This window comes from Carboxylicivirga marina, from assembly GCF_016612505.1.
Taxonomy (GTDB): Bacteria; Bacteroidota; Bacteroidia; order Bacteroidales; family Marinilabiliaceae; genus Carboxylicivirga; species Carboxylicivirga marina.
The window spans coordinates 101,329-121,186 of the sequence record NZ_JAENRR010000006.1; the positions used below are offsets into that span (position 1 = coordinate 101,329).

The 19,858-nt window shown below is 38.2% G+C and carries 11 protein-coding genes; 4 read left to right on the forward strand and 7 right to left on the reverse strand.

Annotation, left to right across the window (positions count from 1 at the left end):
* Window positions 1-60: 60 nt before the first annotated feature.
* The 7 genes from JIV24_RS03950 to JIV24_RS03980 form a co-directional block, all read right to left on the reverse strand.
* Window positions 61-5,595, reverse strand: coding sequence for a T9SS type A sorting domain-containing protein (locus JIV24_RS03950; protein ID WP_200463711.1), 5,535 nt, complete (start codon window positions 5,593-5,595; stop codon window positions 61-63).
* A 140-nt stretch (window positions 5,596-5,735) separates the two neighbouring features.
* Window positions 5,736-6,191 carry a DUF4625 domain-containing protein gene (locus JIV24_RS03955; RefSeq protein WP_200463712.1) on the reverse strand — a complete coding sequence of 152 codons (456 nt, stop codon included), beginning with the start codon at window positions 6,189-6,191 and terminating at the stop codon, window positions 5,736-5,738.
* 22 nt (window positions 6,192-6,213) lie between these two features.
* Entirely contained in the window at window positions 6,214-7,227 is a 1,014-nt protein-coding gene (locus JIV24_RS03960; RefSeq protein ID WP_200463713.1) for a hypothetical protein, read from the reverse strand.
* Window positions 7,228-7,240: 13 nt separating this feature from the next.
* Window positions 7,241-8,686, reverse strand: coding sequence for a RagB/SusD family nutrient uptake outer membrane protein (locus JIV24_RS03965; protein ID WP_200463714.1), 1,446 nt, complete (start codon window positions 8,684-8,686; stop codon window positions 7,241-7,243).
* 20 nt (window positions 8,687-8,706) lie between these two features.
* Entirely contained in the window at window positions 8,707-11,949 is a 3,243-nt protein-coding gene (locus JIV24_RS03970) for a TonB-dependent receptor (protein ID WP_200463715.1), read from the reverse strand.
* A 110-nt stretch (window positions 11,950-12,059) separates the two neighbouring features.
* Window positions 12,060-13,223, reverse strand: coding sequence for a FecR family protein (locus JIV24_RS03975; protein WP_200463716.1), 1,164 nt, complete (start codon window positions 13,221-13,223; stop codon window positions 12,060-12,062).
* Window positions 13,224-13,653: 430 nt separating this feature from the next.
* Entirely contained in the window at window positions 13,654-14,226 is a 573-nt protein-coding gene (locus JIV24_RS03980) for an RNA polymerase sigma factor (protein WP_234445699.1), read from the reverse strand.
* A gap of 570 nt (window positions 14,227-14,796) precedes the next feature.
* On the opposite strand from JIV24_RS03980, the gene JIV24_RS03985 reads away from it, so the two are divergent.
* The 4 genes from JIV24_RS03985 (at window position 14,797) to JIV24_RS04000 (ending at window position 19,857) form a co-directional block, all read left to right on the forward strand.
* Window positions 14,797-15,633 carry a 1-acyl-sn-glycerol-3-phosphate acyltransferase gene (locus JIV24_RS03985; RefSeq protein ID WP_200463718.1) on the forward strand — a complete coding sequence of 279 codons (837 nt, stop codon included), beginning with the start codon at window positions 14,797-14,799 and terminating at the stop codon, window positions 15,631-15,633.
* A gap of 30 nt (window positions 15,634-15,663) precedes the next feature.
* Window positions 15,664-16,611, forward strand: coding sequence for a GNAT family N-acetyltransferase (locus tag JIV24_RS03990; RefSeq protein WP_200463719.1), 948 nt, complete (start codon window positions 15,664-15,666; stop codon window positions 16,609-16,611).
* Window positions 16,612-16,699: 88 nt separating this feature from the next.
* On the forward strand, window positions 16,700-18,193 hold the full coding sequence (locus JIV24_RS03995; RefSeq protein ID WP_200463720.1) for a dihydrolipoyl dehydrogenase family protein: 1,494 nt from the start codon (window positions 16,700-16,702) through the stop codon (window positions 18,191-18,193).
* Window positions 18,194-18,609: 416 nt separating this feature from the next.
* Window positions 18,610-19,857, forward strand: coding sequence for an aspartate aminotransferase family protein (locus JIV24_RS04000; RefSeq protein ID WP_200463721.1), 1,248 nt, complete (start codon window positions 18,610-18,612; stop codon window positions 19,855-19,857).
* Window position 19,858 lies beyond the last annotated feature (1 nt).

Consider the following 19,858-nt stretch of genomic DNA (forward strand, 5'->3'; position numbering starts at 1 on the left):
TTACTTTTAGTGAATAAATAAGGAAGGGGATTTACTTCCTTCCTTATTATTACGGTTTAATTATTTTAGATTGACAAGGCGCTTAACAGTTGTATGACCATAAGCATCAGTAAAATGTATGAAGTATACTCCTTCCGCATAAGAGCTTAGGTTGATCTCTCCTCTGTCAGATACTTTACGTTTTAAAACAACCACTCCCGACATATTAAAGACTTCGACATTACATGCTCCGGCATTTTCGATATACACCATACCTTTTGCAGGATTTGGGTAGACTTTAATGTTATCAAGCTGAGTATCCTCTACTCCTGTTTTCTTGGTAAACAATATTGAATAGGTATTGCTGGTCAACTTATCCTGAGCCAATACGTGTATATTAACATATTCCTCAGTATCACCTCCGGTAATAGTTACTGTCGCGCCTTCATAATCCTTAGCAATTGCTGTCACGGATGGATAAACATTTACATGATCATCAACACCGATGATGTAATTAAACTTGTCAGGTGCAAATCCTGCATACTTAACGCCATCAAGACTAAACGATTCGAGTGTTGCATCACTTTTAGAACCATCAAATTCAACCGTTATCGCAGCGATATCTGATTCGCCCCACGGATTAACCTGCGAGACTCCAAGCGTATATTGCTGCGCATTGATATTATCAAACGAGAATCCTTTTCCAATAAGGTCAGAATAATAAGGTATTGACATATCATCCTGATAAACATGATAGGTTTCAATAGTAGACTTCAGCATTGTCTTGGGCTTAGGTTCTGTTGCCCTTATGCTGGCCTCATGCTCCAAGAATACAGGTGCCAGGTATTCAACACCTTCTCTATCGTGGTCAGTCGTTATTGATTTTAATGAGTTTGATTTTAGATCCTCGGCTCCACTAAGCGCGATTGGTCGTATTAAGAATGCACCGCTTCGGCCTCCAACAGAACCGAATTCCTTAAAGAAATTCATTTCATCTTTAACCACTGCAGCTTCATTCTCATGAGCTAATGAACCATTTGCATCTAATGCCAGTAATGCCGTTGGCTTGATAAAATCGTCCCAACTAACCATCACATAGTAGGTATCGTATACCTTTACATTAGGCATACTGACAGTTGTCCAACCGTTTAACGAAAGTTCAAACGATGCACTCTCGGCTAGTAACTCATGTTGTGCATTGTATATGCGTGCAGTAACTTTATTACCTGATAGAGTATATAAATGCTCATAACTATATACCAACAACTCTTTAATGACTATTGGGGTATCTGTGTGATATCTATTACCAAACTCACCAATATTGCCCGGCAAGAAAAAGAAACCGTACTCAACGGATCCATCATCATATTGAATGGTATCAGAAGGGTAACTTTCCCACATTAAGTCAATACTATTATTGCTACTAACCTTCGCATCAACATTAACCGGAGCATAAAGGGCGTTTTCAAGCGTAACATCCTTAATAAACGTCCCTTCACTTGCGTTTAAGTCTATATTTTCAATGTATTTAACGCAATTAGGATGTGTCACCTCCAATTTGAAACTACCTCGCCACAAGTTCGTTCTTAGTTGTGAACTTGCACCATTAAGAACAACACTTTCTCCATTAAAAATGTCGGTTCTTGTTAATTTCACCATTGTAGCTTCATTTAACATTTTATCAGGAAGGGTTACATTAATTTCAAGCTCACGGCTCATATCCTTTCCTACGATATTAGACTTTCGCTTAAAGCTCTGATGACCAGTATTGAATTTGCTTTCTATCGCATAACGATAACTTCCCCGGGATAAATTGTTCCATTCCGCATCTACATAAAAGGTATCCGTTAAATTCTCAGCGACTAATGTCCATAATTCCGGATTATTAATATGCTCGTTGGAGAAACGATATAAAGTATAGCTATCAACTTCACCAGCTTTTAGTTGAGTAGCTGATTTAAGCATCGTTTGCTGAACGAGGCTTTTATTTTCAGTTGATGGAAGAAAATCATAGCTAAGGCTGCCATAGTTGTAGCCATTGGCCCTCACCATAAAATTTTCATTTGGCGTTTTTAAGTCTAGTTCAAGTGGAAAGAAATGACCAATAAATTCACGATCATCAACATTCGCACTTAAATAGTTTGATTTCTTCTGAAATGGATATTCTTCGGTATTCTGACATTTTCCAAGGCCTAAGAAACCAGCACAATTAAATCCTACAAAAAATCCATTTTCGGCATAGACGGCCGTTTCAAGAGTAAACTTATTCCAATCGTTTGTAATAACATTAATTGAGTCAGACTCATATAATATATTATCCTTATCTGGAGCCCCAATACTATTTAATCCAAGGATAAATATTTTCAACGATTCTGTTCTTTTCGAATCATATAAATAAAACTCGATATCAGTAATTAATGCTTCATTCTTAAAAGCATTTCCAATTAAGGCCTTATCTGAGGATGTATACCCGATATAGTTCGGCTCATCATGAAGCAGGCCTGAATCGTACCTGAAATAATGTGCTAACGCCGGTTTGGGTGAAGTCCAGTTAATATTCATGTCTTCTCCGGTAGCAGCAACGCTAGCTTTAACTTCGGCATTATGCCCCGTAATCTCTGTTAACTGAATATCTCCAAGATTAATAGCAGCATCTTCAATTGCTATTGTATCATAGTAATCTTCATATCCATATTTTTCAATGCGAAGTACATATGGTTGCGTACTACTATATGCTTTTATATTTGAAGTATCACTATCATCAAAAAACACCCCATCAACACCGGTACTTCCGGTGTATAAATCGTAACCATTTAAAGTAATTAAAGCTTCATTAATCGGTTGATTGCGAAAATCCACAAGGCGACCTATTACTTCATACTTTGGCCTTTGATGCATTATTAAGTCAACGTTCTGATAGTAATTACCTGCAACAAATACATCATTGCTTAAATCACTATAACCAAACTTGATAGCATTAAACGTAGTGGGGCCTTCATTAAGGTAATCAAACTGATAAAATCCACTTTCGTCACTTATTGCTTTTATAGTTGAAGCTCGTTCCGTAATCTTAACACCTTCTATAGCCACTCCTTCTACATCAGTCACTTTGCCATCTACGACGCCTAATCCTTCTTTATTAAAAAAGAAGGTAGCATCCATATAATAACTTAAAAAGTGTTGCTGATAGGTCGTTTCATTAGGGTTCCAAACCAATTTGCCACTTGGTGGATTATAAGGATCAGCATCTTCATAACGGGCCAGGTAACTAACACTTCTATTGGCTCGTTCCGGTGTATGGCTTACTTTATATTCCGTTAAACCACTGTACCATGATTTAACCATCTGTTTATGAAGCATAAATACAAGGTTTTTACCAGTGTATTGATATGGCTCTTTAAACGGAACACGTATGGTTTGCTTACCTGGTTGAAAATCGATACTATCACTTTCGTATACTAATGTCAATTCCGAAGCCGGAATCATACCATCTTCAAGACTTTCTTTTTCCGTCTCTCCAATCCAGACTTTAAATTTCTGACCAGGAACAAAACCATCCACATCCACTTCAAAATTCATTTCATAAATCTCAGTTTTACCAAAACTTAATTCATCGGGGAAATAAATACCTTGTGCCAAATTCACCATGAAATTAAAATTCATCGGATAATAAACATCCGACTCATCCTCTCCTCCATTAACCTCATACCCCTCTAAATTACCATCATACACATTAACTGGCACTATCTCTGATAGGTTATTTTCTGGTTGCTCATCACCAGTCAATAAAATCTTAAAGAAGATATCATAGGCTCCCTCTACAGTGGGATGCCAGATAAAATCAACACTTACTTTACTCAGTATATCAATGGCTTCGCCAGGCATTTCTTTGATCGGCACATCCGGACTATTGGCATCAAATAACTGTATGGTATAATCACTATAACCAACAGGTAAACCAAGATTCTCAATGGTCAGCGTAAAGACATTATCCTTATCCAAGGCCAGCGCATTATCAGCCTCTAATGAGGCTATCAATAGATCAGCATCAGAAATAAACAGTTTTGGCCCTTCTATCTTGTCAAGGTATGCCATATTACCTTTGCTAACAAAGCCAATATAATGCTTACCAACTATTGAATCCGGAAAGTTAATTGAATATCTCTTGAACCTATCTTGCGGATAAGCCCCTAGAAGATCCCACTCTTCAAATTCGATTTCCTCAAGTAGTGACCAATTTTCTTTATCTTTAGAAATAACAATTGGCATCGAAGAATTTCCATAAGAATGCGAACGACCATAAAAGGTAATGCTGTCCATCCCTCCGGCCTGTATATCAAGGGCTGGTGTTATTAATGTATCTACATAATCGGTGTAAACAGTCATTAATAAGTTATAGCGATCATAAGAAAATGCTTCAGGGTAATCATCATATCCTAGCCTCCAGTTATTTAACACCTCTTCAAACGGTATATCATTCTCACTGAAGGTCCAATGATTCCCGGGAAAATCTTCTATAGTGGTGTGTTCCCAGCCCTGGTATAAATGGCCGCGCGGGTATACAGTTGATCGTAATACAATCGTAGAGTCGCCATCAACAGGGATATCTGTAATCAATTTTACATTGGTATAATAGTCACCACGTGCAGATGGTGTAAAACTAATGGGAATACTCTCTGTCTGGCCGGGAGCTATCGTTATATTACCGCCATCGTATGCATACTCATCCTGTAACTCATCAAACTCCAGCCCATTGATGGTTACTGCTGTATTACCAAGGTTTTTTAAATCAAACGAATGCTGCTTTGTTGTTTCTGTAGGTATTTCACCAATATCTGAAAAATAAACAATGTCTAATTTTTCAGGTGTATATTGTAATATAGGCCTTGCAGGGATATCCTCAAACTCAATGCGGACATCTGGTCTGCTATTCCATGGTCTCCCGCCCTCTTCATGTGTTCCAAAGGGTCTTGGAGAAACACCAAAATCTCTGAAAGATAATAAGGGACCAAGATCATTTTCCCCCGTTGCTGTGAGGTAAAAATAGGAAGGTACAATATTAATCTGATCATTATCTACCCATGCAATTACTAAATTATCGGTGTTATTGTATTCAAAGGGGTAGGTTAAATCAATCTTTAACCATCCAGTTGGTGTGGATGTGGATATCTCACCCTTAAATACACGCGTGAAATTTTCAGCAGGCAAAAGCCCCCTCTCAAGCTCAGTAGCTTTGGTGTGGCCCATATATATTTCAGTAGTATTCGACCAGTTTTCCTCACCAACTACATAATAATATAAACTCTTAATCCGTTTATTTCTTACGTTAATTTCACTTTGAAAATAAATGGTTTGAGATAGCGTACAATCAGAATGCTGGTTTAATGGTATCATCCCGTTGCTCCAACCTGAAAATTCACCAATTTCCACAAACGTACTTGTACTTTTTAATTGAGCCAGCGCTCCTGCCGGTTCACCCTCATAAATCTTCGGTATAGGTTCCTCCTCTAATGAAGAATAAAAATCATAGTCCGTAGATTGAGCATTAGCGACAAGCCCTAATAGTATAAATGCAGAGATTGTACTAAATAAATATTTTAATATTAATTTGCTCATAGAATTTGCAATTAGTTTATCTGATTTGCTAAAATTACCTTAAGCCCATATATTTTTCAGTCCTAAAAAATTGTTAGGCAAAAAACTCCTGAACTTAAGGTGTGTGCATATTTCATTGCTTTTACCTGATAAGTAGTTTCTTAGTCAAGAGCAATATTGATGTCAACACTTTCTTCCGTCTTATTTCCAGCAAGGTCGCTAGTAATAAACGTAATAGTATAACTACCTGACAAACATATTGGCACAGCTTCTCCAAACAATTGCAAATCTTCTCTCATAGCTGATGTCAACTCCTCAGCCGTAAATAAAATGGCGTCACCACGGTTAACAGCCTCCCAAGGGCTCTCAAGTCCCTTTAGTACAGCACTCTTCTCTGCTCCATTATATGTCAATACTATTTCGCAATCTTTTAATGTTTCATTATCAAAAAATTGACCAGTAAACAATACCGGTTGACCAAATGTAAAGGTATCACCTTCCAAAGGCTTCATAATTTCCATGGTTGGTGCTTCACTATCTCTTTCTTCTTTACCACATGCAACTATTACAATTGCCAATAGCATTAGGACTGATAATTTTGAAATAATCTTATACATGACTTCTATATTTATATTTTTGTTACTCTACTATTAATTGTTGCTTTATTGATTTTAGCTCACTCTCCAAAAGATTAAGTTTTGAAGGAGAGACATTGGTCAATTCAGGCGCCAAACCAAAAGATTCTGCTCCCGTATACAACTCCCAATTACTTTTAAACACGGCATCATACACTTGCATAGAGTCAGGACTGAAAAACCAGTAATCCAAATCTTCAATACTTCCAAAACAACTGTTAATTTCGCCAATCCCATCAGCTCCAAAACCAGGATTATAAAAGCTACCAATATACATGGTATCGCCTTCCAGTGCTTCATTAATGATAAACGGTTGCTTAGGTATACTGCAGACTGCAAGCTCATTATCAAAATGTATTTCAATGGGCAGAATTTCAAAATCAATTGATTTTTGAAACATACTTTCAAGATAAGCCTCCCAGGCTTCGGCACCATAGCTCCATAAATTATTAACAAGAATCGTTGTATCTAAACTGCCTGCATCTGTTCTCAAAAAGGATTTCGTATTTCCAAAGAAATAGGACGATTCCTCTACATCATATTGCCCCATAAAGGCATCCTGAGAGAAGTTACAAAACTTCATCAGCTCCAATGTGTACTCGTTATCAAATTCAGCAAGATCATCTTCCTGTGGTGCAATGGTAAAAGTTGCGTAGGTGCCTGCCTCAGTAACCCCTTCAAAAAGGCCACGAACAGTAAATTCGCCTAATACCTCTCCTGCTGGAATCGTTACCAAATCATCTACTATCTCATATTCTCGCCCTTCTATTGCTTCATCTAAAGTTTGTGCCCTAACTACTTCAATCGAATAATGACGATCATAGTCTACAGCTGAAGTAGTACCAATTGAAATATTCATCTCAGGATTATTGTCCCTTACTGACAGTTCTCCCCAGGGTGTAACAAAATGAACCAGACTTGGACCATCGTACACAGTGGTCTCTGTTTCTTTACATGCCAATAATATGAGCAGGATGCCAAAAAATACTGTAAGCTTATTTATATATCTATTCATCATCGTTAAATCCATTTTAATTTTCGTAGCCTTCGTTTTGCTCAATCTCACTGTTTCCATTTAGCTCGCTGGTTGGGATTGGCCATACCCAGCGGAAATCACCCGTAGCTATTCTAAGATCATTGGCAGCGGATGTATTCTCCTGTGGAACACGCTCAAAGCCCAAACCTGAGCGCTTTAAATCGTGGTAGTAAAAGCCTTCATAAATCAGCTCCTTAATACGTTCTTCCGCAATTAATTCTTTTAAATCATCCCCTTTTTCAATAACACCAGGATTAGGATAAAGACGATAATCAAGAAGGGAATTCAAGGCAATGGCAGCATCTTTATCCATATCTTTCATGGCATAGGCTTCGGCACGAATAAGATACATCTCTGCCAGTCGCATTGGTTTCGGCATATTTAAACCAGCCCTAAATGGTGGTAATTCCGGATTATAAGGGAACTTATTAACAAGATAACCACTCCAGCCAAATGCAGTGGCAGATTCTTTAAAATAAGTATAAAACCTTATGTCCGTCACCTGATTATATAGATTCAATAACCAGTTAGCTGGAATATAATCCGGGTATGGCAGACTCGTTTCATAATTTCTGTTTAAGAAGTTGTAACCCGGTGCATCACCTTTATCGGTATCAGTGTACCCTACCTTCCAAATAATCTCATTCCCCGAATCATGGGTCCACATATTAATAAAGGCATTGCCACCTAGAAGTCTACAACCACTATTGTTAATCACGTCTTCTGAATAATTAATGGCCCCATCGTAATCTCTCATATCAAGTGAGATACGCGCCAATAAACCGTTGGCAAAATGCCTGGTAAAGAACTCTGTATCTGATTGAGGATTATTTGGCAATAGCTCAACAGCTGCTTCCAAATCACTCTTGATAGCTGCATAAACGGTGCTTACAGCATCACGCGTTGGCTGACTAATAACATTTTCAGTCATATAAGGCACACCTAAATCAGTAGCGGCCGTATTAAGGTCATAGGCCTTGGCAAAGAACTTGACCAGGTTATAATGAAATAAGGCCCTTCCTACTAAGGCTTCTCCTTTAATACGCTCAAGATTGGCTTTCTCACCTTCGATACCATCAATGTTATTGATAATCTTGTTGGTCAGGTAAATACCACTATAGTGGTTACCCCACAAACCACCTATCTCACCAATACCCGGCTGTATGTTCCAGGCATACATGTTTCCCATCTGATTTGAAAAGTCAGATGTAGCGAGTGTGGCATCGGTCATTATATCAGTTAACACCGTCAGGGTTTTACCATAGGATGAGCCGGACTTAAACGTTGAGTACATGCCATACAGAAGTGTTTGCGCATCATCCTCATCCTTAAGTATTTCACTTTCTTCGGTACTACTATGCGGTTTTAAATCGAAGAAATCTTCGCACGAAACCAGCACTAGTGACGCAAATAACAGGTGTATTATAAATATCTTCTTCATTTCTACTTCTTTTTCTCTTATTAAAATCCTAAATCAATACCGAACATGATTTTCCTTGCATGCGGGTACATATTTACTTCTGCAACACCATAATATTCAGGATCAATACCCGAATAACCAGTCCACGTTAACAGATTCTGCCCTTGAGCATAAATGCGAGCATTTCTAAATACTTTTGTTCGCTTTAACAACTTAGAATTAAAGCTGTAGGCCAGTGTTAAATTCTTTAAGCGCAAAAACGATGCATCTTCAAGTAAACGCGTATCAAACTGATTATCCTGATACTTTGGATGTGGATTAACGGCGACATCGCCAGGTTCCTGCCAATAGTTAAGCATTTCTGCTGTTTGATTATAGGCGGCAAACATACCCTGTGATTCAATAAAATAACGGGTGTTATTGATTAACCACTTATCAGCCATCCAGGTAAAAAAGGCGCTTAATTGAAGATTCCTGTAGCTTAAAGTACCGGTAAAACCTCCTTGTAAAGGAGGTAGGTAACTTTTTCCTTCCTGAACAACCCGATAGCTATCACTGTACATATTGCTGACTTCCCCATCAGCCGTATACCAGAGTCCTTTGCCTGTTGAAGCATCTACACCAGCCCATTCTGTCATGTAGTAGGTGCCCCTGCGCTCACCCTCTTTGATAATCGTATTGCCCTGGTCTATCTCATCTATATCACCATAAAGCTCAATAATGTTACTAACATTATAGGCCATGTTGGCATTGACATTAAGTCTAAAGTCTTGTGTAGACAAAAGAGTCGCATCCACCTCGACTTCAATACCACTATTACTTAAGGATCCTGCATTCTCCATACGGCCACCAACACCACTTGTTAAAGAGTAGGGGATAAAGAATAACATGTCACTCGTCGTTTCCCTGTAAAAATCAGCTTTTAGCCTATATTTACGAAAGAAACTCATTTCAAAAGCCACATTAGCTTTCAACACTTTTTCCCAGGTCAGATCGTCGTTAGCATACTGTAAAAAAACAGCGGCACCATTATTTAAATAGGAACCATAAGAGTATAATCCCTGATGGGTATAATTACCAATATTATAGTTACCTGTTTCTCCTATACTCGCCCTTATTTTTAACTGGTCGATCCAATCAATGCCTTTAATAAAGCTTTCTTCCTGCATATTCCATCCAAGCCCAAAAGACCAGAATGTACCCCAGCGATTGTTTTTACCAAAACGCGATGAACCATCCCGGCGAATAGAAACATCAACCAGGTATTTATACTTGTAATTGTAAGCGGTATTGGCAAAGAACGAAGCGACGGTATAATCTGAATAGCCACCTCCCCAGCTTCCTGCTTCACTGGCCACACTTAAAACAGATAATTTTTCGGACGGTACATTATAGGCTGAAACACTAAAACTCTGCGAATTATTGATGATCGCTTCCTGACCTATGAGAAAGTTAAAGTCATGAACATCATTTAGGTTGAGCTTATAGTTCAAGGTATTGGTGGGTGTTAATCGGAAGTTTCGTGACATGCTCCTGCTGACTTCTCCATTATAGGCAGCTCCCCATTCTGATTCGGGACTTAAGAAGCCATCAGCGGTGCCATCGGAGAAATCGACCCCCCAGTTTGTTTTAAACTTTAAATTTTCAGCTAAATCAACATCTAAAAACAGACCGCCTACTATCTTGAAACGATCGTTAGAATCATCGTTTAACATGAGCTGCTCAATAGGGTTGGCCCAGGGAAGTCCCTCCTGGTTAAAGCTACCATCCACATTGTAAGCACGCAGATAGGGATTCAACAAACGTGCGGAGAAAATTGGGTTATAAACATTGGTTCCAGAGGAAACGGTATGATTAAAAGTCTCGTAGCCTAAAGTGAAATTCACACCCAAATTAACCTTATCGGATAACTTGTTATCAAGATTTAATCGAAAGGTATAACGCTCAAAATCACTTCTATACTGAATACCTTCCTCACTATAATAACCACCTGAAATATAGTATTTACTTCTTGCATTACCGCCCCTTGCCGAAAGCTCATGGGACTGTGTAATGGCATCACGCAGTACCACATCCAGCCAGTTGGTATTGACCTTTAGTCGGTCAAATTTTTCTTTATCAGTATAATCCTGCAGCCCTAGTTCTTCTTCATATTGTATTTTCTGAGCCGAAGTCATCATATCAAAATTATCGTTGGCAATCTGATTAGAACCATATTGCCCACGGTATTGAATCATGGCTCTTTCTGAATCTTTACCACGCTTGGTAGTAATAACAATAACCCCGTTAGATGCCCTACTACCATATAACGAAGTAGCTGTCGCATCTTTCAATATCGACATATTCTCAATGTCATTCTGGTTTAAGGCACTAAACTGCCCGGCTGTAATGGGTATGCCATCCATAATATAAAGAGGACTGTTACCAGAGCTTAAGGAGCTCAAACCGCGAATACGCACTGTTGAAGGCGCTCCCGGTGCTCCCGAAGACCCCACACTCAACACACCAGGTGCATTACCTTGTAGTATTTGATCAAAACTGGCAACGGGTACCTGTTCTATTTTCTTAGCATCAACCACTTCAACCGATCCGGTATAAGTACCCTTTTTCTTAATACCATAACCGGTTACAACAACTTCGTCAAGGTCTGTTGCTTCAGTTTTTAAAACAATATTAATGGTCGTTTCCTCCTTTAGTTGAACCTCCTGTGGTTCAAACCCGATAAACGAAAACACTAAAATGCCAGCACTTTCTGGTACTGTGATATTATAACTACCATCAACCATCGTAATGGTACCCACACTTGTACCTTTGATATAAACAGTCACTCCCGGGATAGGCTCCCCATTTTCGTCACGTACGCTACCAGTAATAGCTCTTTCCTCTTGCTGTTTAGCAACTACAACAGACGACTTAAGGGATTCAGCCTTACGCTGAATTGCATAAACCCCATTCTTAAGTTTAAAAGTGAGTCCTTTATCAGCCAATATCTCATTTAATACGTCCTCAATATCCCCTTCTGCATTGACATCAATATTCGAAAATGATTCTACATCTTCGTTACTGAATACAAATACAAAATCAGTTTTTGACTGTATTTTCCAAAACAATTCTGCTAAGGTGATGTTCCGCTCCCTGATCTTCACCTTGTTATCCTGCGAATAAACACTTGCAGATACCTGTAGCATTCCGATTAATAATAATATAAAAGACAGTTTCATAATCCTGTACAGTTTTAACATCTTTCGCCTCTCCAGAAAGATGTTTTCTCCATTTTTCTTCATATTTTTGAAATTGATTATTTTAACGAATGAGCTGAGCTCCAATCAGCTTACGATAACAGGGGATAGTACCAATATTCCCTGTTTTCATTTATTTTGTACATTTCTGTTTCTTAGTCTATCGATTTAATGGCAATGTTATCTTCAAATATTTCAAATTTTACTTTATTAGTTGCTTCTAGTATTTCTAACATTTCTTCTATCGAATCATAACGCATGGTGTACAATGAAAAGCGTTTGTTCTTCATATTCGCATTCTGATAGAAAATATTGAGTTGGTACCACCTTGACAGATCTTTCATAATCGTTTCCAGAGGTGTATTGTTATAGACAAATTTACCATCCTTCCAGGCTGCGAATAGCTTAGCATCCACATTGCTAATGGCTATCTTCTTATCATTCAGCCCAATGACTGCTTGCTGATCAGGTGATAGTATAACGCTCTCACGCTTCGAATCCAAAGCAATACACCCTTCAACAAGTGTAATCACATCAGATGATTCATCTTCATAACAACGAACATTAAATTCAGTACCTAACACTTTTACTCGTTTGTCGTTAAAATGCACAAAAAATGATTTTTCTGTATCTTTCGCCACTTCGAAAAACACCTCCCCTTTTACGTATACTTCACGAGTGTTCTCAACAAATCGTTCTGGATAGCGCAATTGCGATTCAGCATTCATCCACACCTTGGTACCATCTTCAAGCGTTAGTTTAAACTCACTTCCTCTTGGAGTTACCATGGTATTATAACGTAACTTTTCTATATGCCCGGTATTACTGCTAGTGTAATTGGCCCCGAGGGAATCCAGTTTAATATGGGTTCCTGATTTTAAAAGATCAATCAAGGTATCTGCACTTGCAATTCCCACAGTACTACCATCATGCAAGGTAAGTACCGCTTTAGCTTCACCTGGCTTCACCTTATAGCCTTCAACATATTCCCCTTGCAGGCCTGCATCATCACTTAATATGTAGACACTAAAAAACAACACAAGCGGAACTAATACAGCTGCCGCATAAAACAACCACCATCCTATCTTCCGTTGGGGGCGCAAATGCGCCTCCATCTTATTCCAAGCTTCAGCTGCATCGAATTCATCATTTAATAAACTCTGCTCAATAAGATTTTGCTTGTCAATTATTCTTCCAAACAACCGTTGATTATCACCAATCTTTAGCCATTCCTCCAGCTCTTGCCTATCCCTATGGGTCAATTCATCACGAAGGTAACCGATAATTAAGTTTGATATCTTTTCGTTATTTGTATTCATCCAATTAATGTTATTCACCCCCCTAAACACGGAATTCAATAATGTGGGTGACACTTTTTTTTTTTTTTTATACAAAAACACATGTGACAAACACACTACCGTGTCATACAATCATTTAACAAGTCAAATACTTGAAATAATTCAAAGGAAGAACATTGGGATATGGATAAGGGCGGAAATTTCCTGAATAAAGTTGTGCACTTTTTCGCGACCTGCAAAAATTAACGTTAATACTTTGGATAGTACCCCCCTTAAAACAGCCAGTTTCAACGAACTCTGAGCAACTTTTTTTAAAAAAATCTCCCAATAACTCATGTTAATTGAATAGCACAGACAAGAACGCAACTATAATTACCTAACAAATAAACACATAACACTGACCACACCATAAGAACATACTAGGACATTTTAACAAAATCAAGATCTGCATTTATCCAAACAGAATAACTAAAACCCAACGCATGCCACCTAGTTTTTCTCGTAGACTTTTGTATGCGCGTTTTTTCATGGTTTTAATAGTATTGACCGACACCTTTAGTTCCTCAGCAATCTCAATATTGGTTAAGCCATTCATTGAGTGTATAACTACCTCGCGTGCTTGTGGCGATAAATGCTTAATAGCTTTATGAACCTCAGCATATACCATTGTTTCAATTTCATATTCATCGGCAGTATCATGGCACTGAACATCGGGAAACACATCTTTGGTATGCTCATTGACCTTTGCGTTGCGAATAGCATTTAAACAGCTGTTTCGAACACAAGTAAATAAATAACTACGTAATGCTCCAACGTTGGAAAAATCTGTATGACTATTCCATATTGATAAAAACACATCCTGTACAACATCCGCACTACTTACTGAATCTTTTAGGTACTTGTATGCAAAAGAACATAGAGGTGTATAAAACTCTTCAAACATCTCTTTGAAGGCTTGACTATTACCCGATTTTATTCTTTGTATGTTGTTGAACTTATAGATAGTTGACAATCTCCCCCCCATTACATCGCGGACAAATTTACTACCAACTAAAGCTTTGCAACGACATGGTTTTCCTTGCTTTTAAAGGATGGTTAACCGATTTTAGATAAAAAACACAATCCAGTTCATTTAAGAATTAAATGTCACTTGTACTAAAAACTAACTTCCATTGTTTGTTATTTCGACATACATACCTAACCATAACATCGAGCACTAAAATATCAAATGAAGATTTCTCACAATTTCAGATGATTTATCAAATATTACTATATACATAACGTAAACAGACAGCAATTTTCATAAAGACCATCTACTAATAGCTAATATCTCAAGCCCTATTATAGTAATACATTAGAGGTTCGATAATTTTAGCCTTTCATTAATTTGAATGCCCGCAGGTTGTACGCTCTTCACTCAAAAAACCAGGTTTCATAGTTTAAGCTGAAAATTACCAATAGTACAGCTTCAAACATTAACACCTCATAGCATCAAACACAAACAAGTAATACCTGCAATTAAAATATGGTGCCCATTTTAGATCATCTTTCTAAAATATTTCCTAAAATTGAACTTTCTTATTTTATAGCGTTCATGGAAGAGAAAAGAGCAGAAGAAAAATTCATAGATATTGATAAGGTATTTCACGACAAAAATCCGAAACTAAAGCGATTTATTCCTTCATTTCTGATTAATTACCTTAAACGAATTACACATCAGGAAGAAATCAACACATTTATTGCCAGTAAAAAGAACATTTATGGCGTTGAATATGCAGATGCCATTGTTGCTAATTTTGAATCGAAATACGAAATCAAAGGAGCTGATAACATTCCTAAAGAAGGCAGATATGTTTTTGTAGCTAATCACCCACTTGGAGGTTTAGACGGAATGGTGTTTGTTGGAGCAGTTGGGAAGTTCTTTAATAAAATAAAGTTCCCGGTGAACGACATTCTTATGAACATTAAGAATCTCGGTGATATTTTCCTACCGATTAACAAACATGGCGCACATAGCCGTGAAGCTGCCAAAATGATAGAAGATGCTTATGCCAGCGACAATCAAATATTGATGTTTCCGGCCGGACTAGTATCGCGAAAAGGTAAAACGGGCGAGATCAAAGATTTAGATTGGAAACCCAATTTCATTAAAAAAGCAAAAGCTCACAATAGAGACATCATCCCGGTTCACATATCTGGCCGAAATACCAATCGTTTCTACAACCTGGCTAACTGGCGCAAAAAACTGGGTATCAAAATCAATATTGAGATGCTATATTTGGTTGATGAACTCTATTTACAACGAAACAAAACAATTACGATCACATTTGGGCAACCAATTAAAATTAGTGACGTACAAATCACCAAGGCAGGTAAAGAATGGGCTCAAAAAATAAAGGATGAAGTCTATGCCTTATCAAAAAAAAATTAAATTTGTAGCCTACCGTTAGAAATTCACCGAATGAGAGTAAAAGAAATAATACCTCCTGTACCAAGGGAAGAGCTTGAAGCTGAGTTGACACAGGAGACCTTTGTTAGAAATACCAATAAAGGGGATAATAAAATATACGATTTTACCGCTCACCAAGCACCTGCTTTGATGCGTGAAGTTGGCCGATTGAGAGAAATCACTTTTAGAATGGCTGGGGGCGGAACAGGTAAAGAAACTGATATTGACGACTACGATACCGCAGAAGTACCTTATCGCCAGCTTATCGTTTGGGATCCGCATGCTAAAGAAATATTAGGTGGCTATCGTTATTTATTAGGAAGCGACATACCTGTTGATCAATTAGGAAATGTTAAACTAGCGACATCCCGACTATTTCAATTCTCAGATAAATTTGTGTACGAATTCTTGCCATACATGATTGAATTAGGCCGTTCATTTGTACAGCCAACCTATCAATCATCAAAAGCAGGTACAAAAAGCTTATTTGCTTTGGACAATCTATGGGATGGACTCGGTTCATTAATAGTCAGTCATCCTGAGATGAAGTATTTCTTTGGTAAAGTGACAATGTACACACACTTTAACCGATACGCGCGCGACCTTATTTTAGGTTTCATGCAGAAATACTTTAACGATCCGGATAAATTACTTTACCCCCATAAGCCTGTTGAGATTGATTTGACTGAGCAGGATTTAAAAGAAATCTTCTGTGGCGAAAACTACCAGGAAGATTACAAAATATTAACCAAACGCGTTAGAGAGTTTGGAGAAAATATTCCACCGTTAATTAATGCATATATGAATTTATCGCCTTCAATGCGAACATTCGGAACAGCTATTAACGATCGTTTTGGTGATGTTGAAGAAACAGGCATTATCTTAACAATTAATGAATTGTACAAACAAAAGATTAATCGACACGTTGATACATTCAATCCAAATGAATCACACGATTAATACATTACATTAAAGATATCTAAACAAAGGAGAGTTGCAGTTAAACAATTGCGACTCTTTTTTTTTATATGGATAAAGATTTTAATCGATGATAAACACTTACGACCTTGTAGTTATTGGCAGCGGACCAGCCGGCTACTCTTCAGCCATTCGCGCATTGGACTATGGATTAAACGTTTGCATTGTTGAAGGCAAACATTTGGGGGGCGCCGGAATCATGAATGGGGCGCTTACATCCAAAACCATGTACGAACTTTCAATGGATTATGCTATTGCTGCCCGTGTTGACCGTGGCTATCGGGTGAGTTCATTAAGTGTTAATTTCGAAAAAGTAAAAAAAACAGTCATACAAGCGGCCAAGGAGAAGCAATATCAGATGCTTAGCCAGATTGAGACCTTTTCTCCGGCTAAAAACAAAAAAGGCTCGCTCACCATTGAGTATGGGTGGGCCACCTTTAAAGATTACGACCATATTGAGCTTAAAGGACAAAAAGAAAGTAAACTTATAAAAGGTAAAAACTTTGTTATTGCCACCGGATCGCGCCCCAGACAGTACGAAGGTCTGCAAATTGATGGCGAACGAATTATTACATCAGATGGCATTCTGAACCTTAAAGAGTTTCCCGAGCGAATGCTAATTATCGGCTCGGGAATCATTGGTTGTGAGTTTGCCACTATATTCTCAAATTTCGGACAAACAGAAGTTCACCTACTAGACCGTTCTAATCGCGTATTACCATACGAAGATGACGATGTCAGTAGCTTTGTATCGCGTAACCTCGAAAACAATGGTGTTAACATACACCATACAGCTACCTTGCGACACATTCGCAAACACCCTGAACATCTAGAGGTGGTTTTGGATTATCAGGATGGACATAGCAAGGTCATTGAGGTAGATGTGGCATTAGTGGCCATCGGACGTATTCCGAACACGGAAGGCTTAAACCTTGAAAGCATTGATATTGAGCTACACAAAAATGGCACTATCCCAATCAAAGACGACTGCCTTTTGCGCGATGGAAGAGGAAACTGCCATGTATATGCTGCCGGCGACGTTACGGGTCACAGCCAACTATATAGTGTTGCTGAGTTTCAGGGACGCTTAGCCGCCGAAAAAATCGGTGATATCCCGCAATACCCACTCGACTATTCACACATGAGCACCCTCATGTTTTTTAAACCCGAAGTAGCGGCAGTAGGTGCTAACGAAAAAATGCTTCAAGAAAAACAAATACCCTATAAAGCAGCTTATTATTCTAATAAATTGGTTAACCGGGCCATTGCCATGCGCAACACCAATGGTTTTGTGAAAATACTGGTCAGTAACGATGATGAACAACGTATATTAGGTATGCGAGCAGCCGGACCACAAGCATCGGCATTCATTGTATCAGTCGCTCACCTTATTAATCAAGGTAATAGCTTACAAGAGGTATTAAAAATTTTCTACCCCCATCCAAGTATACCAGAAGGCATTCAGGAATGTATGCGTACCCTAAGTGGTAAGTCGGTATACAAACCAGAAGCCTTCCCTGATTTAATCAACATCAGAGAATGGACCCCCAATACAAATACATAATGTTTGATGTATTCATATTTGCCACTTGAAACAAAAAGTTTTAAAACCAGGGACTAGTTACAAGAAACAGAACACATTAACCAAAATTAACACCTACACTTCCCATTTAGACTAATTTTAAATTAGCGTTTAAAAATGATTTAGTTGCAAAATATGCACTTTATCATGTTTACTTTTTAACTCCTGTATTATATTTGTGTATATTTTAACACTTATGAGTATTTTTGTTATTATATGCAACGATGAATTGGCAGTACAAACCCATATTTGACAAATTTGAACGCATAGAAGTAACAGACTTCTAGCGACTTTCCATTGGTTTATTTCACAAACCAACCTGTCTGTTTGTACCCTTAACCTAATACAATACTGCTCCGTGTAGCAGCTTATTTTGCTAAAGTCCAAAAAATATAGTTATGGAAGTAAAAAAACTACAACTCGACAATTCATTAAATGAATTAGAAAAAGGCAAATCCTTAATTCCTGGTGGCGTACTTGGTATTCGTCGCCCTTATAACTTTGTTGAGGGTGAATTCCCAATTTACTTCGACGAAGGAACAGGCGGTCGGGTGACGGATATCGATGGCAACGAATACATCGATTATTTATGTGCTTACGGACCCATGATACTTGGTAATCGAGAGAAAGAGGTTGATGATGCTGTTATCGAACAAATTCAAAACAAAGGCTTTTGCTTCTCGCTTACACAGAAGTACCAGAATATGTTGGCTGAAAAAATGAATGAACTGATTCCATGTGCGGAGATGAGTTTATTTGTATGCACAGGGTCTGATGCTACTTCTACAGCAATACGTTTAGCGCGCTCCTATACCAAACGCAATAAAGTAATGCGTTGCGGATATCACGGCTGGCACGATTGGTGTGTAGAGGTTAAAGGTGGTATTCCGGAGAAATTATATGAAGATGTATTTGAATTCCGATACAACAATCTGGAATCGCTTGAAACATTATTAAAAGAGCATGGTGATGACACTGCTGCAGTTATTATCACACCTCTTGGTCACCCATTAGCTGCACCAATATCTGAACCAAAGGAAGGTTTCTTAGAAGGTGTTAAAGCTCTTTGCGAGAAATATGGTGTGGTATTAATTTTCGATGAAATACGCACAGGTTTTCGAGCAAGTATTGGTGGTGCTCAGAAGCTTTATAAGGTAACACCTGACCTGGCCGTATTTGGCAAAGCAATGGCCAACGGTTATCCAATTGGAGCGGTTACTGGCAAAGCTGATATCATGAAGGAAGGGGAGCATAATGTATTTATTTCATCCACCTTCTTCCCAAATAGCCTTAGTTATGTAGCTGCTTTAAAAACCATTGAGATACTCGAACGCGATAAAGTGCTGGATAAAATCTGGGCTAAAGGTGAAGAGTTCAATAGCAAAATCGAAAACCTATTAACTAAATATCCTGTTGGAGCACGCATCAGCGGCATTGCCCCGATGATGTTCATAACGTTTGACAAGAATGAAGATGGTTCATATAAAAAGAAACGTCAGGATTTCTATACGCAACTCATTCGTCGTAAAGTATTCTTACAACCTTATCACCACGGCTATATCTGTCACCGTCATACACAGGAAGATCTGGACTACACAGTGAATGCCATTGAAGAAGCACTACAATACTTAACTGACAACTATTAGA

Coding starts and splice junctions, on each gene's coding strand:
- JIV24_RS03955 (WP_200463712.1), bottom strand. CDS start 6,191: ATGTATAAGATTATTTCAAAATTATCAGTCCTAATGCTATTGGCAATT.
- JIV24_RS03990 (WP_200463719.1), top strand. CDS start 15,664: ATGAGAGTAAAAGAAATAATACCTCCTGTACCAAGGGAAGAGCTTGAA.
- JIV24_RS03995 (WP_200463720.1), top strand. CDS start 16,700: ATGATAAACACTTACGACCTTGTAGTTATTGGCAGCGGACCAGCCGGC.
- JIV24_RS03980 (WP_234445699.1), bottom strand. CDS start 14,226: ATGGGGGGGAGATTGTCAACTATCTATAAGTTCAACAACATACAAAGA.
- JIV24_RS04000 (WP_200463721.1), top strand. CDS start 18,610: ATGGAAGTAAAAAAACTACAACTCGACAATTCATTAAATGAATTAGAA.
- JIV24_RS03965 (WP_200463714.1), bottom strand. CDS start 8,686: ATGAAGAAGATATTTATAATACACCTGTTATTTGCGTCACTAGTGCTG.
- JIV24_RS03950 (WP_200463711.1), bottom strand. CDS start 5,595: ATGAGCAAATTAATATTAAAATATTTATTTAGTACAATCTCTGCATTT.
- JIV24_RS03960 (WP_200463713.1), bottom strand. CDS start 7,227: ATGATGAATAGATATATAAATAAGCTTACAGTATTTTTTGGCATCCTG.
- JIV24_RS03975 (WP_200463716.1), bottom strand. CDS start 13,223: ATGAATACAAATAACGAAAAGATATCAAACTTAATTATCGGTTACCTT.
- JIV24_RS03970 (WP_200463715.1), bottom strand. CDS start 11,949: ATGAAGAAAAATGGAGAAAACATCTTTCTGGAGAGGCGAAAGATGTTA.
- JIV24_RS03985 (WP_200463718.1), top strand. CDS start 14,797: ATGGAAGAGAAAAGAGCAGAAGAAAAATTCATAGATATTGATAAGGTA.